Here is a 23,898-nt window from a genome sequence, read left to right on the forward strand (position 1 = left end):
AGGCTGGAGCGTGCCAGTGGAAAGCCTCTGCCATAGCGGAGAACAACGGCTACAAAGGCTCAAGTATCTTGATTAACGTTTCTCCCGCGTTAACGGGCAGTAAGATTCCCACCTCAAGGTTTAGAGAGAAGTGAGAAAGATAGGTGGGGGATCAACTGCCGCATGTGCCCGATTGGTTCGGGCCAACAAGATGGTTGGTCCCTCAGGTGTTGCCACAGGACGTGGCGCTTTTAACCTGAGTTCTTCTATTTCAGGGGGGGATGAAGAAAACCCCCACTGATGGAAGCTTTACTTTATAAAAATTTGTTTAAAAACGAATAACCTCAGAGTGATGCTATGTTTAATTTCTCCTGCGTTACTGTACAATAAGTGTAAAATCGAAGTAAAATGGTCAAAGGAACTTTTTAGAAAAGAGGATTTGATATCCGTGGATATAAAAGAAATCATTGTTGTTGAGGGAAAAGATGATACGACAGCCGTTAAGCGGGCAGTCCATGCAGATACAATTGAAACAAATGGTTCGGCTATTTCAGAAGAAACGATCCGTCATATTCAACATGCTCAGGATGTGCGAGGAGTGATCGTATTTACAGATCCTGATTATCCAGGACGTCGTATACGTGCAATTATCGAAGCGCATGTAGCAGGTGTAAAACATGCATTTTTGCCAAAGAAAAAGGCTATTGCTAAGAATGGTAAAAGTTTAGGAATTGAACATGCGAGCGATGAAGATATCCGTTATGCATTATCCAAGGTCTATACACCACAGGAGATAGGTCAAGAAACTCCATGTCCCATTACTTTAGATGACTTAATTGCAGCTAAGTTGTTATCGCATCCTGATGCACAACAGCGACGCGAACGCTTAGGTGAACTTTTAAATATTGGTTCTACAAACGGGAAGCAACTCGTAAAAAGATTAAAGATGTTTCAAATTACAGAAAAGCAATTTGGCGAAGCAATTGCAAAGATTAATCAGGAGGAACGAAATGCATAAAGATATCGCAACACCTGTACGCACAAAAGAAATATTGAAAAAATATGGTTTTTCATTTAAAAAAAGTTTAGGACAAAACTTTTTAATAGATCCTAACATTTTACGGAATATTGTAGGTTATGCCGATCTGACAAAGGAAAGTGCAGCAATTGAAATTGGACCGGGGATTGGAGCGTTGACAGAACATTTAGCTCGTGCTGCTGGGAAAGTGGTATCGTTTGAAATCGACCAGCGTTTATTGCCAGTATTAGAGGATACCTTAAGTCCATATAGCAACGTTAAAATCGTACATTCCGATGTTCTAAAGGCAGATGTTGCCAGTATCATTAAAGAGGAGCTAGCTCATTATAAAGACATAATGGTTGTAGCGAATCTTCCGTATTATGTAACGACACCAATTTTATTAAAACTGATCACAGAAAACCTTCCAATTCGTGGAATGGTCGTTATGATGCAAAAAGAAGTAGCGGATCGTATTTCAGCGACACCTGGGACAAAAGCATATGGCTCTTTGTCCATTGCTGTGCAATATTATATGAACGCAGAAGTCGTGATGACTGTGCCTAAAACAGTATTTATGCCCCAACCAAATGTTGACTCAGCTGTATTGCGTTTAACACGTCGTGAAGAGCTTCCTGTAAGGGTAATAGATGAGTCATTTTTATTTGAAGTAGTTCGTAGCTCCTTTGCACAAAGACGTAAAACGATTTTAAACAACTTACAATCCCAATTACCAAATGGCAAAGAGAAGAAAGAATATATTTTATCAGCATTAGCTGAAGTAAATATTGAACCAACAAGACGGGGAGAAACTTTATCCATTGTTGAGTTTGGGCAATTAGCGGATGCACTGTATCCATATTTCAAAAAATAAACCATATATTAGTATAATAAATAGAAAAAATAAGATTTATACAAAAAGTAATTGACATAGCTTATATGGATTGTTAAAATATAAATTTATATTGACAAGAACGGCTGTATTATGTATACTAGATATTAGTGAGGTGTAAGCGAATGCCAAAAACTTTAGCTGACATTAAAAAGTCGTTAGATTGTCATTTGGGTAAACGTTTGCAATTAAAGGCAAACGGTGGTCGCAAGAAAACGATTGAGCGCGCTGGAATATTACGTGAAACATATCGCGCAGTATTTGTAGTTGATCTTGATCAAGACGAAAACGCTTTTGAGCGTGTGTCTTACAGCTACACAGATATTTTAACAGAAGCAGTAGAGATTACATTTGATGACGAGGCAACTCAAATTGCTGCCATCAAATAAGTAAGTGTCATATTATAATTGAATTTTTTGTTCGAACGCTTGTAAAGCATTCTAGGTATTTCAAGAGAATGTTTTATGAGTGTTTTTTATTTTTGAGGACATACTATTATTGTCAGTCGTTAAAGGAGGAATTTCGTTTGGCGAGAAAGTCAATCATGTCTGACCGTTTAAAAGTTGAGATTGCAAAAGAGTTAGGTTTTTATGATACTGTTGAACGTGAAGGATGGGGCGGGATCAAAGCACGAGATGCCGGAAATATGGTGAAGAAAGCAATTGAAATGGCAGAACGCCAGCAAACAGCGGGCAATAGCCAAAAATAGGGCAATCTAAACCAAGCAACTATTATGAAACGTACTGACAAGAAGCAGTTCCCTTTCCGTTTTAAAGGTGAACTGCTTTTGATGTGCGCAGCGTAATGGGTGGGTAAATTTTTAAAGATCGACATACGATTTTCCTCAATTTTCTTTTCCTATGGTAAAATATGATTTAGTGAAAAAAGAACGGAGACCTGCATCTTCTTTTTTATATTTTTCGGGAGGAGGCGGAGATATGCTTTATGTAAAAGCACCTGCCAAGATTAATTTGACACTTGATGTACTTTATAAACGTCCGGATGGTTATCATGAAGTTGAAATGATTATGACGACAGTTGATCTAGCTGATCGTGTAGGTTTGAAAAAAAGACATGATGGACAAATCCAAATCCATTCGAGTAGTAATTTTGTTCCCGATGATGGGCGTAATCTAGCATATCAAGCAGCACAGTTATTGCAAGATACATATGGTGTTCAAGATGGTGTATCGATTACAATTGATAAGCAAATTCCTGTAGCAGCAGGTTTAGCTGGAGGTAGTAGCGATGCTGCTGCTACATTAAAAGGGCTCAATACTTTATGGAATTTAAATTTATCTATCGATAAATTAGCAGAGTTAGGCGCTAAGATAGGTTCAGATGTTTCGTTTTGTGTTTATGGAGGAACGGCAATTGCTAGAGGACGTGGGGAGAAGATTGAACATATAGCTGCACCACCAGCGTGTTGGGTTGTTTTGGCAAAACCGGCAATTGGTGTTTCAACGGCAACAGCTTACGGTAATTTAAATCTCGATGAAGTTGAACATCCAAATACAAAGCAAATGAAAGAAGCTATTGAAGCCAAAGATTATGCGCAGGTATGTGCTACTGTTAGTAATGTGTTAGAGAGTGTTACACTAAAACTACATCCGGAAGTATCAATTATTAAAGAACAAATGACTAGATTTGGAGCAGATGCCGTATTAATGAGCGGGAGCGGTCCAACAGTGTTTGGACTCGTGCAAAATAAGGCACGCGTTAGTCGGATTGTAAACGGTCTTAGAGGTTTTTGTGATGAAGTATACGCGGTGCGCATGTTAGGAGAAACGGATATTCTTGCTTAAATGCGTATGTTTGTGTTATTTTTTGTATAAAATATTCGTGTTCAGGAGAGGGTTTTTATGAAATGGAAGCGTAGTGAACGTCTTGTTGATATGACGTATTATTTGATGGAGCATCCTCAGCAGTTAATTCCCCTTACATTTTTCGCAGAATTGTATCAATCTGCAAAATCCTCTATCAGTGAAGATTTGTCGATTGTTAAAGATACATTTGAAGAGAGAGGAATCGGACTCCTAATGACTGTCCCAGGGGCTGCAGGGGGAGTAAAGTATATACCTAAAGTACCGGATGCAGCTGTAAAAGATGTAATACAAGAGCTGATTAAAGAATTGAGTCATTCCGATCGTTTATTGCCAGGCGGTTATCTATTTATGACTGATTTATTGGGGAATCCACAATTGATCAATCGAGTAGGTAAAGTATTTGCCTCAGCCTTTTGTGATCAACAAATAGATGTCATTATGACAGTAGCAACAAAAGGAATTTCAATTGCACATGCAATTGCTAGACATTTAAATGTCCCAGTTGTGGTTGTGCGTCGTGACAACAAGGTTACGGAAGGTTCTACAGTAAGTATCAACTACGTATCTGGCTCATCACGTCGTATACAAACGATGGTCCTCTCCAAACGTAGTATGAAAAGTGGCCAGCGTGTTCTTATTACGGATGACTTTATGAAGGTCGGGGGCACAATGAACGGAATGAAAAACTTATTGGAAGAGTTCGACTGTACGCTAGCAGGGGTTGCTGTATTAGTAGAGGCTGAACATCCCGATGAGCGTTTAGTGGACGATTATTATTCATTGGTCAAATTAAAAGAAGTCAATGAAAAAGATCGTACCATTGCTTTATGTGAGGGAAACTATTTTGAGAAAGGTGGAAATTAGTATGAATGTAGTAGCAACGAAAAATGCACCAGAAGCTATTGGACCATATGTACAAGGTGTAATCGCTAACAATCTTTTTTATAGCTCAGGACAGATTCCACTAACACCAGCAGGGGAATTTGTTGGCGGAGATATCACCCAACAAACCAATCAAGTTTTCGAAAATCTTGAAGCCGTTTTAGCAGAAGCTGGATCTTCTTTAGACAAAGTTGTCAAAACAACTGTTTTTATCGCGGATATGGAAGATTTTGCGGCCATGAATGAAGAATATGCAAAACACTTTGGTGCACATAAGCCAGCACGTACTACAGTAGAAGTTGCAAGACTACCAAAGGATGCTAAAGTAGAAATTGAAGTTATTGCATTAATTTAGATTTATCCCGCATTAACGGGCAGTAATGCTCCCCCTCAAAATTCAGCGAAAGCAAAGGCGGTAGGAGGGAGATCAACTGCCGCATGCGCCCGATTGGTTTAACTAATAATCAGTGGGGGATGAAGAAAACCCCACTGATTAACATTTCACTTTATCCTACTCTATCAATCGTGAATCACTTACGAAAAACAAGCCGCTATTGTAAAAGGGGCTTGTTTTTTATTACTATAGTGTTATTTTTCTATAAAATGACAGACGTGTTGATTATTCAATTTAATCCATAAAAATAGAGGAATTCGTTGATTGCAGCGAAGATCTTTATAAATGGTCCTGAAAATACAAGGTTTTTCAAAAATTACACCAAATAATGATTCCTAATTTTTGTAAAATCAACACACGTGATAAAATGAATTTCCACCTAGTCAACGGCTCCTTCATCTCTTGCTGTATATGAGTTGAACGGTTCGAACTTTTTACAAGAGGTTGATCTTCACCTGTCCTTCTTCTTTTTAGTGGAGTTTTGAAATGTGCCAACGATAAAGCCCGTTTATTTCCAAAAGCAGATAAAAATCAATTTTTTAGTTCATAAAACATAAGAAAAGATGGATTTTTGTCTATAAAAATGCCAATGCGATAGATTTTAGCAGCCTACTAGAAGTATGGGAAGAAGTTCACCGCCCGTTCCTGCGAGATAGAAACTAAATCATTTTTTAAATTATGAAAAAATTGTTTAAAATTAAGAAGGAGATAGTTATACTTTTCTTGAATATATAGTTAATAGATTCTGTTTCAACATCCAAGATGAGAGGTGGTGATAAAATGGAAGTAACAGATGTAAGACTTCGTCGTGTAGAGACTGATGGCCGCATGCGTGCCATTGCTTCCATCACACTGGACAACGAATTCGTCGTGCATGATATCCGTGTCATTGATGGAAATGCGGGATTGTTTGTAGCAATGCCAAGTAAAAGGACACCAGATGGTGAGTTCCGTGACATTGCACATCCGATTAACTCGAGTACACGATCAAAGATTCAAGAATCTGTCTTAGCAGCATACGCTGATTCTAGTAAGGAAGAAGTACAAGTACTTGAAAAAGAAAAAGCTCAATAATACGTGAAGCAGAGAGCCTTTCAATATCTGAAGCAGGCTCTTTTTTTATTGCCTGAAAATTACGTTTTACAGGGCGTTCCTTCAATTATTTGCTCCAGGGTCTCTACTGGACACGAATCCTCCTAAGAGTTACACAGGCTCCTCTCAGTCCATTTACACTACATGCTAAATCAGCAATCCCCTGACTTTTGGTGAAGGCTCATTTATAAAGGGCTCATTCCATAATTCGTTTTTTGATCCATTTCGTTAGAAAGAAACCATTTTTCTTTAGTATTCATATTGTTTTTTGGGGAGATTTGTTTTACAATCAAAAAGCCGATAATGATAATCATTATCAGTGCACTTTATAAATTTTAAAATAATTGAGGTGACATCTTGGATACACAAAATAGAAGCAGAATAGGCATGGGTAACATGTATTATGTTGTGATTGCTCTTTTAATCGTTTTTATACTGTTATCCGCTGTTTATTCTGTATCAATTGGACAAGTCCATATCCCATTTAGACAGTCCATGGATATCCTATTGCACACCATTACAAATGGCAAGTTTGGTTCGCTTGACAACGTGCAAAGTGAGTCCTTTTTAAATATCATTTTACAAATAAGAATGCCTCGCGTTGTTTTCGCTTTATTAATTGGCATTGGGCTATCACTTTGCGGGACTGTTATGCAAGCAGTTGTGCAAAATCCACTTGCTGACCCATACATACTAGGAATTTCATCAGGAGCCTCATTAGGGGCAACTTTTGCTATTTTAGTTGGTTTTGGTAGTAGTGCTCTTCTCGCTCAATTTGGCGTAGCATTCGGAGCCTTTGTGGGGGCAATGTTGACTTCAGTGGCAGTGTTGGTGTTATCGAGTATTGGAGGTAAAGCAACATCTGTAAAGTTAGTTTTGTCAGGGGTTGTCATCGGAGCATTATGTAGTTCATTTTCAAGTTTAATCATTTTCTTTGCTAATAATGCTGAGGGAATAAAAACGGTCACCTTTTGGTCAATGGGGAGCTTAGCATCTTCAAGTTGGGACAAGGCACCGATCATGGTGATTGTTGTTTTATTGGGCGCTATTTTATTTCTATTTCAACATCGAATATTAAACACCATGCTATTAGGTGATGAATCGGCGATTACATTAGGAATCAATTTAAGTGCTTACAGAAAATTCTATATGATTGCCACTGCTCTCGTTACAGGAACAATGGTGGCCTATGCAGGAATGATTGGGTTTGTAGGTCTGATTATTCCACATATAGCAAGAGGGATTTTTGGCGCAGATCATAAACGATTGATGCTTGGAACTTTGTTATTAGGTGGCCTTTTCATGATTTGGGCAGACGTTTTGTCACGAATTTTAATCGAAAATGTTGAGTTGCCAATTGGTATCATTACTTCTGTAATTGGATCACCATTGTTTATCTATATGATTGTAAAAAAAGGATACAATTTTGGAGGGTAGATAGAAAATGGAGTTAGTCGTAAAAGATATTGATGTCAATATAGGAAAAAAGGAAATCGTCAAAAATATATCTCTTCAAGTGAAAAATCAGCAGTTTGTAGGTCTAATAGGTCCGAATGGTTGTGGAAAGTCTACATTCTTGAAAAGTATTTATAAAAGTTTGAAGCCACAAAAAGGGCTTGTTTTATTGGATGATTTAGATGTTTTGAAAGCCTCCGAAAAGAAAGTTTCACAAAATCTAGGAGTTGTTGGACAGTTCAATGAGATGCATTTTGATCTGACAGTACAGCAAATGGTCATGTTGGGGAGAACACCGCACAAAAAACTACTTGAGTCAGATAGGCATGAGGATTTTGAAATTGTAGAGGAAGCACTAACGCGAACTAATTTACTAGATTACAAAACTCGCAGTTTCTTATCCTTATCTGGTGGTGAAAAACAGCGCGTTATCTTAGCGCGAACTATTGCACAGCAGCCAAAATTTATGATTTTAGATGAGCCGACAAATCACTTAGATATCCGCTATCAAATTGAAATTTTATCATGTGTCAAAAATTTAAATATTGGTGTTTTAGCAGCCCTTCATGATTTAGAACTCGCAGCACATTATTGTGATTATTTATATGCAGTAAAAGACGGTGAAGTCTATGCGTATGGTACACCCGAAGAAGTTTTAACACCAGAAATCATTGAAGCCTTATACCAAATCAAATGCCAAACCTATAAAAATCCAATTACAAATGGATTAAGTTTTGCGTACGAAATATAGGAGGAAATCATGAAAAAGAAACTATTTATAGGAATTTTATTAGCCGCATTATTAACATTAACCGCTTGTGGAGGAACAGAGAAAAGTAAAGATACATCTTCTTCAAATGATAAAAAAACAGAGGAAAAAACGGAGTATCCTGTCACAATTCATAACTATGCAAAAGCTGAAGGTGGAACAGAGTGGAAAGAAAAGGACCAAACATTCGATAAAGCACCAGAACGTATTATGGCAAATACAAAACCAGCAGCTGAGTTGTTATTACACCTTGGATTAGGAGATAAAATTGTCGGAGTGGGTGCAGATTTTGGCGCTTCAGATGAATCAGTCGCAAAAGAATATGCCAAACTAAAAATTCTTAGTGGGGACTATGTAGGAAAAGAAACAACACTTGGCACAAGCCCAGATTTAGTATTGGGTAGAGGTGATTTATTCGACAATGCAGAGTGGGGCGTCGGGACAGTAGACTCGCTCAATGAAATGGGTGTTAAAACCTATGTCTTGGGATCATCTGTTACAGGTGGTACGTACGATTCTATTTATACAGATATCGAGAATATCGGTAAAATTTTCAATGTTCAAGATAAAGCAGAAAGTTTTGCGAAAGAATTAAAAGATAAAGAAAAATCAATTGAAAAGAAATTAGCCAATATTCAAGAAAATAAAAAATTTGCACTTTTATTTATCTCAGATCCAAAAGATGTATCTATATATCCAGCGAACGGTGAAACTTTCTTCAATGAATCTTTTGAAAAAATGGTAAGATTAGATAATGTATTTAAAGATGTAAAAGGCGATAGTGTAGCTATTGAGAAATTAATCGATGCAGATCCTGATGTACTCATTATTCCTGATTGGCAGACATACAATGGTGATGATGCTGAAAAGGATCCCGAAAAAATTAAAAAGGCTCTTTATGCAAATCCTAAATTATCAGGCATGAAAGCTATCAAAAACAAACAAATTTATGCTGTTGATTATAATTATATGTTTGGTTATGGTTATGATACTATTGACGGTATGGAAAAATTGGCTAAAGAAATGTATCCAGATCTATTTAAATAAGGTCAATTGGGAATAAATAAACGGCTATCTAAAAGTGGAGGTAATCTATTTTTAGATAGCTTTCTTTACTTAAAAGGCTAAAAATTCAATTTTATTAGTAAAAAAGAAAAGAATTAATATAATAATGGTTTTGTAAATGTTTTGTCAAGTCATAAAGTCTTGAAAATTAATGAAATTTGCTTTATAGTCTAAAGAGAAAATCTGCTTAATGGAGGACTTATGAAATGACGAATATTTATGCTGTAGTTTTGGCTGCGGGCCAAGGCACTCGTATGAAGTCCAAATTATATAAAGTTCTTCATCCGGTTTGTGGTAAGCCAATGGTAGAACATGTGGTAGAGCATATTCGAGAATTGAATGCAAAACGCATTGTGACAGTTGTTGGTCACGGTGCTGAGAAAGTTCAAGAGCAATTGAAAGATAAAAGCGAATATGTGTTGCAAGCTGAACAATTAGGTACAGCCCATGCGGTTCAACAAGCAGAGTCGCTACTCGGTGATTTAGAAGGTACAACAATTGTTATTTGTGGCGATACACCATTGATTCGTCCAGAAACAATAAAAGCATTGTATGAATATCACGAAGCAAATCAAGCTAAAGCGACGATTTTAACGGCCATAGCCGAAGATCCTACAGGTTACGGTCGTATTTTACGAGAAGAAAATGGTCAGGTAGCGCAAATCGTCGAACATAAGGATGCAACACCTGAACAACGAAACGTAACCGAGATCAATACAGGAACATATTGTTTTGATAATAAGGCATTGTTTGCTGCATTGAAACAAGTCAACAATGATAATGCACAAGGTGAATATTATTTGCCAGATGTGATTGAAATTTTGCAAAAACAAGGTGAAGTTGTAGCAGCATATGTAACAGATAACTTCTCCGAAACACTTGGTGTAAATGATCGAGTTGCTTTATCGCAAGCAGAAAAGATCATGCGGACTCATATCAATGAAAAGCATATGCGTAATGGTGTTACCATTATTAATCCAGAAAACACTTATATAAGCGTGGATGCGCAAATTGGTCGTGATACAGTTATTCAACCAGGTGTCGTGATCGAAGGTACTTCTGTCATTGGGGAAGATTGTTTAATAGGACCTAACAGTCATATTCAAAATAGCCGGATTGGCGATCGAACTTCCGTACATTCTTCTGTTGTTGAAGATAGCCAAGTCGGAGATGATGTTGCAATTGGACCATTTGCACATATACGCCCAGCATCAAATGTTGGCAACCATGCGAAAGTTGGTAATTTTGTCGAGTTGAAAAAAACGACACTTGATGAAGGCAGCAAAGTATCGCATCTTACTTATTTAGGGGACGCGAAAGTTGGTGCTGATGTCAATATCGGCTGTGGTACAATTACTGTAAATTATGACGGGAAAAATAAATACCAAACAGTCATTGAGGATCATGCGTTTGTTGGATGTAATGCGAATTTAATAGCTCCTGTCACAGTTGGCAAAAATGCATTTGTCGCTGCTGGCTCAACCATTACAACGGATGTTCCAGAAAATGCACTTGCTATCGGTCGTTCTAGACAAGAAAACAAAGAAAACTATGTGAACAAATTAAATTTAAAATAATTAAACATTAACAGGAGGCCATTATGCCGTATCAATATGCTAACTCAAATTTAAAAATCTTTTCACTAAATTCAAACGAACCACTTGCAGCAGCAATTGCTAAAGAAGTAGGGGTAGAGTTAGGAAAAAGTTCTGTAAAACATTTCAGTGATGGAGAAATTCAAATTAGTATTGAGGAAAGTATTCGTGGTTGTGACGTATTTATCGTGCAGTCAACTTCAGCTCCAGTAAATGAAAATTTAATGGAACTACTTATTATGGTTGATGCTGTGAAACGTGCTTCTGCACGCACAGTAAATGTAGTAATGCCATACTATGGCTATGCTCGTCAAGACCGTAAAGCACGCTCACGTGAACCAATTACGGCAAAATTAGTGGCAAACTTATTAGAAACTGCTGGCGCAACTCGTGTAGTTGTTCTTGATTTACATGCTCCACAAATTCAAGGCTTCTTCGATATTTTAATCGATCATTTAATGGGGGTACCATTATTATCTGATTACTTCAAACAAAAAGGCTTCAATCCAGAAGATGTTGTCGTTGTATCACCTGACCATGGTGGCGTAACTCGTGCTCGTAAAATGGCAGAACGTTTGAAAGCACCAATCGCTATTATCGATAAACGTCGTCCAAAACCAAATGTAGCAGAAGTGATGAATATTGTCGGTAATGTTGAAGGAAAAGTTTGTATCTTAATCGATGATATTATTGACACAGCAGGTACCATCACAATCGGTGCGGAAGCTCTTGTCAAAAGCGGTGCAAAAGAAGTGTATGCTTGTTGTACACATCCTGTATTATCAGGCCCAGCAATTGAACGTATTGAAAACTCTGTGATCAAGGAATTAGTTGTAACGGATTCAATTCAATTACCAAAAGAAAAGAAAATACCAAAAATTAAAGAATTATCAGTTGCTACATTACTTGCAGATGCAATCGTTCGTATTTATGAAAATAAATCTGTAAGTAAATTATTTGATTAATCGTCAGTTTTTAAGCAGCTGTTTAAAATAGGATTTCAGTTTCACTTATGTGATGTAGAAAAACGAATCCTAAAAGAAAAAATAGCATGTTAGGAGTGATGCTAGCATGCTATTTTTTTGATATACAGATACATGCTTTTGGAGAAAAATAAGAAGTGTGGGATAAGAACCATAGAAATAGTTCAACATTGAAATTTTTCTAATTTTAAAAGCATATGTTAAAATAACAGGGATTAGTTAAAAAAGGAAGATACCAAATATGAAATTAATAATTGGTCTAGGGAATCCTGGAAAAGAATACGAACATACACACCACAATGTTGGGTTTGCTACCATTGATTTACTAGCAGAAAAGTGGAACATTCCATTAAATCAACAAAAATTTAATGCGCTGTATGGTATGGCTCACCGTCCAGAGGGAAAAGTAATGCTGCTGAAGCCGCTAACATATATGAACTTATCTGGTGAAGCTGTTCGCCCTATGATGGATTATTTTGATGTTGATGTAGAAGATATTGTTGTCATTTATGATGATCTAGACTTAGAAAAAGGCAAATTGCGCCTCCGTCAAAAAGGAAGTGCAGGTGGTCATAATGGAATTAAATCTCTGATTCAACATATAGGCACGCAAAATTTTAACCGTATTCGTATAGGGATTAGTCGTCCACCAGCAGGAATGAAAGTGCCAGATTATGTACTTTCAAGATTCTCAAAAGAGGAACAATCATTGATGCAAGATGCATTTCGTCGTGCCGCAGATGCATGTGAATATTGGTTGGAAAAACCATTTATCGAAGTGATGAATCGTTTCAACTAATCATGAAGCATAAAAGATGCCAAAGCTGTCTATACTTCTTATAAAGGGAGGCATGCTTATGGCTATTCGTTACAGATGTCGTCATTGCAACACGGAAATAGGCGTATTGCCATTTGATTCTGAAGATAGTATTCGTAAACTTCATCAACTAAGTGAACAAGAAGCCAAAGAATTCATCCATCATGAGCAAAATGGTGACACCACCGTAGAAAGTATTTGTGAACATTGCGAAAACTCACTGAAGAAGTTCCCAAATTATTATGCATTAAAAAATTGGTTACAGTAAAATCGCTTTGGCGCTTCGTGCGTCCAAGGCCTTTTTCTGTATTTGTACATTGACGATACATACATGTAGTTGTCAAACAAAGAAGGGAGGCCCATTATGGAAATACTACGCCAATTGTTATCTCAAGATCCACATGTACAACATTTGTTAGAAGATATTAAAAGTGGTCAAGAAGCACAACTAATTACAGGACTTTCAGGAAGTGCAAGACCGGCTTTTTTATATACAATTTATGACACGATTCAAAAACCGATTTACATCATTTCTCCGAATTTATTACAAGCCCAAAAGACATTTGATGATTTAGTAAAACTCTTAGGGGAGGATAATGTTCACTATTATCCAGCAGATGAATTTATCGCAGCGGATATGTCTATTGCTAGCCCAGAATTACGTGCTCAACGTATTGAAACATTAGATCATATGCTACATCAACAAAAGGGGATATATATCATCCCTATAGCAGGTATGCGCAAAATACTACCCCCAAAAGAAGAATGGCTAAATTTACATCTAACGGTAGCGGTTGCTGAAGAAATAATTGTTGAAGAATGGCTGCAAAATTTAGTAACAATGGGGTATACAAGAAGTCAAATGGTTACAACGCCTGGTGAATTTGCTTTACGCGGCGGCATTTTGGATATTTACCCTCCGTATGTTGAAAATCCTATTCGTATTGAATTATTTGACACAGAGGTCGATTCTATTCGTACATTTTCAGCGGATGACCAACGTTCGATTGAAAAATTAAATCAGGTCGATATTTTGCCTGCGTCTGAGTTGGTTTTAACAAAAGAACAACGTTTAATCTTTGCGCAAAAGCTGGAAGAAGCTTTATCGGATAGTTTGAAAAAGGTGAAAAAGAAAGAGATACAAGAACAGCTTTATCAGCATATTCAGGCTGATATCGAATTATTGAAGCAAGGTGAGCTTCCTGAATATGTGAATCGATATGGTTCACTATTATATGATCGAGCATCATTTTTAGGCGATTACTTTGTTCAAGATGGCCTTGTAGTTTATGATGAGCTTGGAAGAATCCAAGAAGTAATGGAAGCTTGGGAAAAGGAAGAAAAAGAGTGGTTCCTGTCTTTAATTGAAGAGGGAAAAATGGTGCATGCGGTGAAGCCTTCCTTTTCATTAAAGGAAATAATCGCTATGATCCATCAGCCATCTATCTATTTTGCTCTTTTTGCTAGGACATTTTCAGGTCTTCGCTTTAAGAAGACAACCAGTTTTTCTTGTAAACCAATGCAGCATTTCCATGGACAAATGCCTTTACTAAAAAATGAAGTAGAACGTTGGCAATTTGGGAAGTTTACGGTTCTTTTTGTGACAGAAGATGAAGAACGTCTAGCAACGATACAGACCACTTTAGAAGATTACGATATTCATATTCAAATCGGTGAACCAAGGGCAGAAGGTATTTTTGCTGTTACAGGTAAATTGACGGCAGGCTTTGAGTTACCTTTACAGCGTTTAGCCATTGTGACGGAAGAAGAACTTTTCAAACAAAAAACAAAGAAAAAAAGAAGCCGTTCTCAAAAAATGACCAATGCTGAACGGATAAAAAGCTATACAGAGATTAAACCAGGCGATTATGTTGTACATGTACATCATGGTATTGGAAAATATATAGGTATTGAAACGCTTGAAGTCAATGGCAAGCATAAGGATTATTTACATATCCGATATCGTGCGGATGATAAATTATATGTTCCTGTCGATCAAATTGATTTAATCCAAAAATATGTTGGTTCAGAAGATAAAGAGCCTAAGCTCCACAAACTGGGCGGAACGGAATGGAAGAAAACAAAGAGCAAGGTATCATCAGCGGTACAAGATATTGCAGATGACTTGATCAAATTATATGCAAAACGGGAAGCAGAGAAAGGTTTTGCATTTACTCCTGATGGGGATGAACAACGTGCCTTTGAGGAAGCGTTCCCATATGAGGAAACGGAAGATCAATTACGGACGATCCAAGAAGTAAAAATAGATATGGAAAAAGAACGCCCAATGGATAGGCTTATTTGTGGCGATGTCGGTTATGGTAAAACGGAAGTCGCTATTCGAGCAGCATTTAAGGCGGTTATGGACGGTAAGCAAGTAGCCTTTTTAGTTCCAACGACGATTTTAGCACAGCAACACTTTGAAACATTCCAAGAAAGATTTCAAGATCAGGCAGTTACGATTGGCCTTTTAAGCCGTTTCCGCACACGCAAACAACAACAAGAAACATTAAAAGGGCTAAGGGATGGAACCGTAGACATTGTGATTGGAACACATCGCCTATTATCAAAAGATGTTAGCTATAAAGATCTTGGTTTGCTTGTCGTCGATGAGGAACAACGCTTTGGGGTTACGCATAAAGAGAAAATCAAACAATTAAAAACAAATGTAGACGTGTTAACGTTAACGGCAACACCGATTCCACGTACACTACATATGTCAATGGTAGGGGTGAGGGATTTATCTGTTATTGAAACACCACCTGCTAATCGTTTCCCTGTTCAAACATATGTCATGGAATATAACGGAGCTCTTATACGAGAAGCTATTGAACGTGAAATGTCTAGAGGTGGGCAGATCTTTTATCTACACAATCGTGTAGACGATATGGCTCGAAAAGTAGAGGAAATTCAAATGCTTGTACCAGATGCTAGAGTAGGCTATGCACATGGACGAATGTCCGAGTCCGAGTTAGAGTCTGTTATTCTACGGTTTTTGGACGGAGATTATGATGTTTTAGTAACAACGACGATCATTGAAACAGGTATTGATATTCCAAACGTTAATACACTAATTGTCAATAATGCGGATCGTATGGGGCTATCACAACTCTATCAATTACGAGGACGTGTTGGACGATCCAATCGTATAGCATACGCCTATTTCATGTATCAACGTGATAAAGTATTAACAGAAGTTGCTGAACAACGTTTACAAGCAGTCAAAGAGTTTACAGAGCTTGGTTCAGGTTTTAAAATCGCGATGCGGGATTTATCTATTCGAGGTGCAGGCAATTTATTGGGCTCTCAGCAACATGGCTTTATCGATTCAGTTGGGTTCGATCTGTATTCACAAATGTTAGAAGAAGCTATTGCTGAACGGCAAACGGGTGTGAAAAAAGAGGAAGAAAAAGATATTGAAATATTGCTTCCATATGATGCATACATTCCAGATGCGTATATTCCAGATGGCTATCAAAAAATCCAAATGTATAAACGGATAAAAGGAATGGAAGAAGAGGAAGATTACTTCGAAATTATAGAAGAATTGCAAGACCGTTTTGGAGATTTACCAGTCGAAACAGAACGTTTGCTACGTATTGCACGTATAAAAGTATGGGCGAAAAAAGCAGGTGTCCATTCGATTAAGACCAAAAATAAGGTCATTACGATTGATATTTCAGAGGAAGGGACAGCAAGCTTAGATGGCAGTAAAATCGTTTCAGAATCGATGCAATTTGGGCATGCGGTAGGCTTCCAATTAGAAGAGCAACGGTTAATTTTAACGATTGATGAGAGAAAAGCAGAAAAGCAGCTACCATTTGATATTTTAGAATCATTAATGAAAGTATTGCCGACTGCCATTCGAGAAAAAGCAGAGGTAAGAGACTAATTTTTGTCATGTATATTTTTTATTTCATTGCCCCATACTAACGACAAGTACTATTATGAAAATTTGTCGAAAGTGAGGCAACATGAATGAAAGCAACAGGCATTGTGCGTCGAATTGATGATTTAGGACGTGTAGTTATCCCAAAAGAAATCCGAAGAACTTTACGCATTCGTGAAGGAGATCCATTAGAAATATTTACGGATCGAGAGGGAGAAATTATATTAAAAAAATATTCTCCGATTAATGAATTAAGTGATTTTGCGCTATCATATGTAGACACATTATTTGAAACATTAGGTGCAAGTGCATTGATCAGTGATCGAGATGAAATTATTGCTGTGGCAGGTGTATCTAAAAAGGATTATATACATCGTCAAATCTCTTCATTTGCGGAAGAATGTATTTTACAGCGTACAGTTCTTGTAGAAAAACATGAGAATTCCATTGAAATTGTACCAGGTCAGATTGAGCAGATTAAATCTTATTGTATAGTACCGATTGTTGTAGCAGGTGATGCAATAGGGGCTGTTTATATTTTATCGAAGATGCATTTTATCGGTGATACAGAACAAAAAGTGGCAGAAACAGCAGCACATTTTTTAGCAAAGCAGATGGAAGATTAATGATAAAAACCATTCGACTATTGATAGATGAAATAGCGAATGGTTTTTTCTTTGGATTCGATTAATCTTTTAAGCGAATGGATTTTAATGCAGACGATGCATTCAGATGATCTAACATTTCTTTCGCATTGCTGCTAGCTGTAGAAGAAAACTGTGAAGGCTTTTCTGAGGATTGTATTTCTTCATTCACACGCATTTCAGCAATTAAAATCTTTGTACCATTTGCTTTGACAAGATATTTACGAACATAACCGTTCTTTCTCTCCGTAATAATACGAAAAGATTTGTTTTTTAATCTTTCTTCAACTTGTAAATAATTTTCTTGAGTAAACGGTGATTGTTTGAATGTTGCTGCATTTTGAAATGTATCTACTTTTGTGACGGAAAACTTCATAGAAATCCCCTCCTTAGCCTTAATGATCAATATACATATCGTCGGAAATTTCTAAAAATAAATAGAAGGTCTTATTTTAATGGGAAAAATAAGGAAAAGGTATTAGAGGAAAGGAGTTTTTGCTTATTTTTTTGACAAAGTAACAGTGTTTCAATACGTTCTTGAACATATTCTCTCATATAGTGGAGATAGAGTAGGCACATTCCCATTTTTTGAAGGTGAATTGTTAAAATGGTAATTTTAGGATTAATATATTAATTTTTTATTATTTTAATTGACTTTGATAATCATTTTCATTTATCATGAAATGGCTAGTTGAAAATGATTATCAAAGGAGAACATTTATGAAAGGCAAAAAGACAATTGCAAATGTGGCAGCGGTTACAATCGCTGCATCAACAATCATGCCATCTGGGTTATGGGCAAAAGCAAATGAGAAACAGGATGAAAAAACACAATTAATCATCAAATATAAGGATGACCAGGAAATAACGGCTAAAAAGGCATCCGATATGAATCTAGATATTGTGAAGAAAACGGACGATACAGCATTAGTTGATGTATCGGTCGAGGATGTAGATCATGTGGTGGAAAAGCTAGAGGCTGATCGGCAGGTGGATTATGTCGAAGAAAATGCTACGTATACATTGGCAGATGATTCCACAACGGGTGATGCGGTGGATGATACATATTATGAGAATCAGTGGAATTTGTCAGCAATCGATGTTGAAGGTGCTTGGCAGCAAGCAAAACAAGAGAGTGATAAGAAAGAAGTAAAAGTAGCCGTATTAGATACAGGGGTATCAATGACGCATGATGATTTAAATGGGCGAGTATTGTCAGGAGAAACATTCCTAGAAGGAGTTGATCCAGAAGCAGAAGGTACTATTGGGGAAGATGATCAAGGTCACGGTACGTTTGTTTCAGGCATCATTGCGGCAAATGCAAATAACGGAAAGGGAATTGCAGGGGTAGCAGGTACAGAAGATGTAGAAATTTTACCTGTGAAAGTCATGAACAAATCAGGTGTTGGTGATGCCTTCCACATAGCTCAAGGAATCGAGTATGCGATCCAGCAAGGTGTAGACGTCATTAATATGAGTTTGAGCGGGGAATATAGTGAGGCCATCGATGAGGCAGTGCAAGAGGCGACTCAAAAAGGAATCGTTGTTGTAGCGGCTGCTGGTAATGGTGGTGGAAATGCAGATACTTCCTTCCCAGCAGCATTAGATAACGTCATTTCTGTTGGAGCAATTGCGAAAAAGGATCAAGTATATGAAGGTTCAAATGTTGGGGAAACAGTTGATCTAGTAGCACCAGGCGTTGGTGTAACAAGTACATCTTTACAAGGTGACTTAGGAGATGACAATGGTCATTATACAACAGGTACTGGAACTTCTTATGCAACTCCTCATGTAGCAGCAGTAGCAGCACTTTACAAAGCACAGCATCAGGATGCATCCGTACAAGAAGTGACAAAGGTATTGACCGAAACAGCTACTGATTTAGACGAAGAGGGCCGCGACAATCTCACAGGCTACGGAAAAGTGAATGCGGCAGCAGCTTTAACAGATCATGTGGAAGTGGCAGCTACGAGTTTTACAGCTCCTAAGAAAAATGCAAATGTAGTAGCAACTACCCCGATTAAATTAGCTATCAACAATCATACCATCACCAAAACAGCTTTCTTTGTAGATGATGTATCGGATAGCCATAAGCTAAAAGAAGTAGAAACAACGGACAATGGGGTTGAATTTGATTGGGATACTACGCAAGTATCAGATGGTGAACATACACTTATTGCTGTCTCTTATAATGACGGGGGTTCAGAGGTTACAAGATGTGAAACGACTGTAAAAGTCCAAAACCATGTAGCGTCAGGTTATATGTTCCATGTGAAAACACCTACTGGGACAATTGCGAAGGGTGCAACGGTAAGATTATTTGAAAAGGGCAAAGATGACAGCGGTCAAGAAGCATATACTGAATTGTGGTCAGGTGCAACAGATCAAGCAGGTGCTTTGCGTGTCCCAAGCTATGTAGGAACCGATTTGAAAGATCTACAAGTTGTAGTTCAGGGGAAATTTGATGCAGGTGAAGGCGAAAATACGAATTCTTGGTTTATGTATGCACGTGAAATAAGTGGTACTGGCGCGATCACATTAGAAAGTGAAAATACGGTGCCTGTAAAACTAAAAACAGTTGATGAAACAAGTTCAGAATTGACAGGTGCTCAATATTTCATTTCTATGAAAGATAAAAAAGGTATAACGCTTGGGAAAATGACCGCTATCAATACATTAGGGAGCGCAGCAGCTCCTACTGTTTATCTGGATAAAGGTGCCTACAATATCTTTTCTTATGCCAAACATAATGGCAATACGTACTTCTTATCCAATACAAAGGCGGATATTACAGCGAATACTTCATCCATAGAGTTTACAACAGCAGCTGCTGGTGAAGTCGAAGTCGATAATCAAGATAAAAAGTTAGAAAATGCTGTCCTCTATTTGTACAATGACGATATGACAGAAGCACTTGGTACAGATGAAACGGCAACTGGTCGTAAATTCTTTGTTTCACCAGGTGATTATCGCTATATGGTAGATGCAGAAGTAAAAGATACAAGTAACGATGGAAAAGGAAATTGGATTTATATTTTTGCAGATGACAAGAAAAAGGCAACCGTAACCACTGGCAACAAAACAACGATCCAAGCTGGTGGGTCTTTAGATATTTCAAACTTTAAGGCAGATCAAGAAGCTATAGAACGCTATGCGATTCAACGGGGCGTTGATTACATTGAACGCGATGATGAAAACACAGCTTATAAGGCTGATCAAGCTTTCTACACTACACAAACATTTAGTGATGCGTATGGCAATCAATTAGTGGGGATGTACCGTGGTTCACTAGATGCACAGGAAGATGCTATTTATAAAAAAGATGTACAAACTGGCGAAACATCTTCCACAACTGGTGATGACGAATGGAAAATAGAAGCTAAGGATTTTGGCGATATCTATCCAAATTATAGAGTTACACGTGTAAGCGATTCAAAAGTGATGGCAGATAGTAATGCCAAAAATCCAACAAATCCTGCCAATCGTATGTATTATATGTATGCATTTACACTGTTGACCTCAGCTGATATGGTAGCAGGACAATACCGATTTGATTTAATCGCAGATCGGAGCCCACTTGCACCACAGGGATTAACCCAAAGCCTTACTATGGACTTAAAGGATTCTGGCACAACGATGGATGTAGTTGATCAAGAAGGTAATAATGTCCCAGCGTATATTACATTAAATCGTGTAGAAAAGGATGAACACGGTGAATATGAATGGACGCAATTCTATGGACGTAATACAGATGCGAAAACAAAAGATCTATCCATTCCTGATAATTTAAAATTGAGTACTGAAAAGGGCGGTAATGTTGCGATTATCCGTTATACTGTAGATGGCAAATATGCATACATCTATCGAACCTTTGATAAAATTGAAGATTTGGATAAAGTTGAAATTCCAAACAATATGCAGGAAGTAACGATTAAAGCGATGGATGGCGATCAAAAACTTGATAAGATCTCCACAAAATTATGGATGATTAAACAGCCAGTAAGTATTAATGGCGAAACGACTTATGTAACAGCCAACAATCTGCAAGTCTATAAATATGACTCCATATACTTGGAACCAGCTGACTATGTTATCGAAGGCAACTATGTATCTATGCCAGATGCAAATGGAAAACAAGATAATTATTATTTCATCGAAGAAAATGCGAAAGTAAAAGAAAATGCAGAAAATATCATTACTTTTGATAAAGCAAAATTAGCTAAACTGACTATTGATGCAGACGCACAAGGTTATAGTGATGTTCGAGGTGCGATTGTATACCCATATAACAAATACAGTGACTCCTTTACAAAAACATTGCGAACAGGTTATACATTCTATTTGCCAACAAACTTAGAAATGAATGTACAAGTACAATTAGGTCTAGGCGATCCAGAATCTAAAAACAAGATTTGGAATTACTTCCTAACAAAAGGGCAAACCATTTTTACAGAACCAACAGCAACGACTTGGAAAGTTGGAGGACAGCTACAAACAAGTGTGAACTTAAAAGAAACAACTGTAGGAAAGGGTGCAGCACTTAGTGGTACAACAGCGATTCAAGATGCTTATGGAAATAATGTTTCATCCGTTTTAGTCAATCAGACAAATGATTATTCAATCGCAGAAGATGAAGAAATCGTTTATAAACAATTAAAAAATGGACAAATTGAAGAACAAAAAGTAAATACAAATTATTCCATTGCACATAGTGTACCAACAGCGGCTGCTGAAAGTGTCAAGCCTGTACTATCGATCGTATCTCAAAGCGGGGAAGTCGTATCCAAAAAAGCAAGTTTGGATTTCTATAGCCATGTAATAGGCGTTAGCGTTCCTACTGTAGCAGGTACTTATTATGCAAAATTAGCTATTGCAGGTAGTCCTTTAGGTGCGACAACTTCCAATTCGAAGGCAGGGATGTTCACTGTATCTACTTCAGACCATTCAACACCAGAAGTGCCAGAACCAGAAACACCAGTAGTATCCGTGCCAAAAACACCAACGATCCCATCAACCATATCAGACAAAACAAAAGTGGTGAGGGGGACAACGACACCAAATGCTACAGTTGTCCTTAAAAAAGGAAGTAAAATAATTGCCAAAACCAAAGCAGACAAAAAAGGAAACTATCAATTAACCATACCAACGCAAACGGCTGGTACGACATTGACGATTTTGTCCACATTGGATGGCAAAGTATATAGCAAAACTAAAACGATTAAAGTAAAAGATCAAACAGCACCTAAAGTGAATCATGTTCTAGTAACCGATAAATCAAATAAAATCACGGTAAAAACAGAAAAAGGTGCAACCATAAAGCTAACGATTGCTGGTAAAAATTATATCAAAAAAGCAAATAAGTCAGGAACTTATACATTTACAGTCAAAAATATAAAGGCAAATGTGAAATGGAGTATTATCGTTACAGATGCTGCAGGAAACGCTAAAAAGATTTCAGGTATCGTAAAAGACAAAACAGCTCCTAAAACAGCTTCCATCTTAACCAAAGTAACGAAAAATACGAAACATATCATCGGGAAAGCTGAAAAAAATGCGACTGTCTATGTTTATAAAAAAGGAAAGAAAATAAAAACGGCTAAAGTATCAAAAATAGGAAAATTTACGTTAGCCATTCCTAAACAAAAAACAGGTACAGTTTTAAGTATCATTGTAAAAGACAAAGCAGGCAATAAATCAAAAACGAAAAAAATCATTGTCAAAAAATGAGAATTTCAGCCACCTCTATAAAACAAATATCAATCATTCGTAGAGAGATCTATAAGTAAATTTGAATAAGACGAATAAGGAAGCCGAGAATGTTGTTCCATCAATATTCTTGGCTTTCTATTTTTACCTCTTGTGACAAGGCAGTAATCTTCCTATATCAAATATTAAATGGATAATTTAGAAGTCCCTCAAAGATTGAAGGTTTCTTTGCTACAGAATATGCGGTTACTCTATAATAAAAGGAGCATATTTTGCACAGTTAACAGAAAATACATTCTAAAGTTTGGAGGTAAAATATGTCTTTCACGAGAATGGATAAAAATGTTGTTTTTTTAGATTTCTATAAGGACCAATATAAAGAGAGGCTCAGCAATTATCGTTTAACGAATGAACAAATAATATATAGTGGACTTCCTATGGAATCAATAAATGAATGTAAACAGGATCCTGAACGACATCCCGTTGTTATTCTGTACGATCATAGACCTGTTGGCTTCCTCGTTCTTCATGGTTGGAGCGGTGTTAGACAATATAGTCAAAATCAAAATGCATTGCTTTTAAGAGCCTTTTCTGTGAATGGTGATTTTCAAGGTAAGGGAATAGCAACAAAATCATTACAACTATTGGATACTTTTATTAAAAAACATTTTCCAAAAACAGATGAAGTAATACTTGCCGTAAACCATAAAAATAATATGGCGCAGCATATTTATAAAAAGGTAGGCTACGTTGATAAAGGAATGAGAGCAATGGGGAAATATGGTGAAATGCTTATTTTAAGTAAGGCATTAGATGAAACGGTTGCTAAAATATAGGCATGTATTAATATTAGCGGATTGCTAGAATCTCGCATGAACAGGCAGTATGCCCC

Annotated in this window: 22 protein-coding genes; 21 read left to right on the plus strand and 1 reads right to left on the minus strand. The window is 37.1% G+C overall.

All coding sequences use genetic code 11. From position 1 onward, the window contains the following. The first annotated feature begins 130 nt into the window (after positions 1-130). The 19 genes from FEU33_RS18970 (at position 131) to spoVT (ending at position 17,282) form a co-directional block, all read left to right on the plus strand. Positions 131-280, plus strand: coding sequence for a hypothetical protein (locus FEU33_RS18970; RefSeq protein WP_186731485.1), 150 nt, complete (start codon positions 131-133; stop codon positions 278-280). A 147-nt stretch (positions 281-427) separates the two neighbouring features. Further along, positions 428-997 carry a ribonuclease M5 gene (rnmV, locus tag FEU33_RS18220; RefSeq protein WP_146550896.1) on the plus strand — a complete coding sequence of 190 codons (570 nt, stop codon included), beginning with the start codon at positions 428-430 and terminating at the stop codon, positions 995-997. Further along, positions 990-1,871, plus strand: coding sequence for a 16S rRNA (adenine(1518)-N(6)/adenine(1519)-N(6))-dimethyltransferase RsmA (gene rsmA, locus FEU33_RS18225; protein WP_146550897.1), 882 nt, complete (start codon positions 990-992; stop codon positions 1,869-1,871). Before rnmV ends, rsmA begins: the two co-directional genes overlap by 8 nt. 143 nt (positions 1,872-2,014) lie before the next feature. Beyond that, positions 2,015-2,278: a biofilm formation stimulator Veg gene (gene veg, locus FEU33_RS18230; protein WP_146550898.1), complete on the plus strand. Its 264-nt coding sequence runs from the start codon at positions 2,015-2,017 to the stop codon at positions 2,276-2,278. Positions 2,279-2,415: 137 nt separating this feature from the next. Beyond that, on the plus strand, positions 2,416-2,598 hold the full coding sequence (locus tag FEU33_RS18235) for a small, acid-soluble spore protein, alpha/beta type (protein WP_279590435.1): 183 nt from the start codon (positions 2,416-2,418) through the stop codon (positions 2,596-2,598). Positions 2,599-2,827: 229 nt separating this feature from the next. Then, positions 2,828-3,694, plus strand: coding sequence for a 4-(cytidine 5'-diphospho)-2-C-methyl-D-erythritol kinase (gene ispE, locus FEU33_RS18240; protein WP_146550900.1), 867 nt, complete (start codon positions 2,828-2,830; stop codon positions 3,692-3,694). A 57-nt stretch (positions 3,695-3,751) separates the two neighbouring features. Then, on the plus strand, positions 3,752-4,579 hold the full coding sequence (gene purR / locus FEU33_RS18245) for a pur operon repressor (protein WP_146550901.1): 828 nt from the start codon (positions 3,752-3,754) through the stop codon (positions 4,577-4,579). 1 nt (position 4,580) lies between these two features. After that, positions 4,581-4,952, plus strand: a complete 372-nt coding sequence (locus tag FEU33_RS18250; protein WP_146550902.1) for a RidA family protein — start codon at positions 4,581-4,583, stop codon at positions 4,950-4,952. A gap of 83 nt (positions 4,953-5,035) precedes the next feature. After that, positions 5,036-5,236 carry a hypothetical protein gene (locus tag FEU33_RS18255; protein ID WP_146550903.1) on the plus strand — a complete coding sequence of 67 codons (201 nt, stop codon included), beginning with the start codon at positions 5,036-5,038 and terminating at the stop codon, positions 5,234-5,236. A gap of 535 nt (positions 5,237-5,771) precedes the next feature. After that, positions 5,772-6,065: a septation regulator SpoVG gene (gene spoVG / locus FEU33_RS18260; RefSeq protein ID WP_146550904.1), complete on the plus strand. Its 294-nt coding sequence runs from the start codon at positions 5,772-5,774 to the stop codon at positions 6,063-6,065. A 405-nt stretch (positions 6,066-6,470) separates the two neighbouring features. After that, on the plus strand, positions 6,471-7,520 hold the full coding sequence (locus tag FEU33_RS18265) for a FecCD family ABC transporter permease (protein WP_370467737.1): 1,050 nt from the start codon (positions 6,471-6,473) through the stop codon (positions 7,518-7,520). A 7-nt stretch (positions 7,521-7,527) separates the two neighbouring features. Further along, on the plus strand, positions 7,528-8,289 hold the full coding sequence (locus tag FEU33_RS18270) for an ABC transporter ATP-binding protein (RefSeq protein WP_146550906.1): 762 nt from the start codon (positions 7,528-7,530) through the stop codon (positions 8,287-8,289). 9 nt (positions 8,290-8,298) lie between these two features. Next, positions 8,299-9,354 (plus strand): ABC transporter substrate-binding protein, encoded by a 1,056-nt coding sequence (locus FEU33_RS18275; RefSeq protein WP_146550907.1) that lies wholly within the window; start codon positions 8,299-8,301, stop codon positions 9,352-9,354. Positions 9,355-9,578: 224 nt separating this feature from the next. Then, complete coding sequence (gene glmU, locus FEU33_RS18280) at positions 9,579-10,949, plus strand: bifunctional UDP-N-acetylglucosamine diphosphorylase/glucosamine-1-phosphate N-acetyltransferase GlmU (RefSeq protein ID WP_146550908.1); 1,371 nt, start codon at positions 9,579-9,581, stop codon at positions 10,947-10,949. A 23-nt stretch (positions 10,950-10,972) separates the two neighbouring features. Beyond that, entirely contained in the window at positions 10,973-11,932 is a 960-nt protein-coding gene (locus tag FEU33_RS18285; RefSeq protein WP_146550909.1) for a ribose-phosphate diphosphokinase, read from the plus strand. Between the two features lie 259 nt (positions 11,933-12,191). Next, a complete protein-coding gene (gene pth / locus FEU33_RS18290; protein ID WP_146550910.1) occupies positions 12,192-12,749 on the plus strand; it encodes an aminoacyl-tRNA hydrolase in 558 nt (185 codons plus the stop codon). Positions 12,750-12,807: 58 nt separating this feature from the next. Further along, positions 12,808-13,035, plus strand: coding sequence for an anti-sigma-F factor Fin family protein (locus FEU33_RS18295; protein WP_146550911.1), 228 nt, complete (start codon positions 12,808-12,810; stop codon positions 13,033-13,035). A gap of 96 nt (positions 13,036-13,131) precedes the next feature. Beyond that, a complete protein-coding gene (gene mfd / locus FEU33_RS18300) occupies positions 13,132-16,659 on the plus strand; it encodes a transcription-repair coupling factor (protein WP_146550912.1) in 3,528 nt (1,175 codons plus the stop codon). A gap of 86 nt (positions 16,660-16,745) precedes the next feature. Next, positions 16,746-17,282, plus strand: a complete 537-nt coding sequence (spoVT, locus tag FEU33_RS18305) for a stage V sporulation protein T (protein ID WP_146550913.1) — start codon at positions 16,746-16,748, stop codon at positions 17,280-17,282. A gap of 61 nt (positions 17,283-17,343) precedes the next feature. On the opposite strand, the gene FEU33_RS18310 is transcribed toward spoVT, so the two are convergent. Beyond that, complete coding sequence (locus FEU33_RS18310; protein ID WP_146550914.1) at positions 17,344-17,676, minus strand: hypothetical protein; 333 nt, start codon at positions 17,674-17,676, stop codon at positions 17,344-17,346. 344 nt (positions 17,677-18,020) lie between these two features. Here FEU33_RS18310 and FEU33_RS18315 point away from each other — a divergent pair, with 344 nt between their 5' ends. Together FEU33_RS18315 and FEU33_RS18320 are read left to right on the plus strand one after the other, a co-directional pair. Next, positions 18,021-23,027, plus strand: a complete 5,007-nt coding sequence (locus tag FEU33_RS18315) for a S8 family serine peptidase (RefSeq protein WP_186731486.1) — start codon at positions 18,021-18,023, stop codon at positions 23,025-23,027. 296 nt (positions 23,028-23,323) lie between these two features. Continuing rightward, on the plus strand, positions 23,324-23,842 hold the full coding sequence (locus FEU33_RS18320; RefSeq protein ID WP_146550916.1) for a GNAT family N-acetyltransferase: 519 nt from the start codon (positions 23,324-23,326) through the stop codon (positions 23,840-23,842). The last annotated feature ends 56 nt before the right edge of the window (positions 23,843-23,898 follow it).

It is taken from the genome of Rummeliibacillus suwonensis (assembly GCF_007896435.1).
Taxonomy (GTDB): Bacteria; Bacillota; Bacilli; order Bacillales_A; family Planococcaceae; genus Rummeliibacillus; species Rummeliibacillus suwonensis.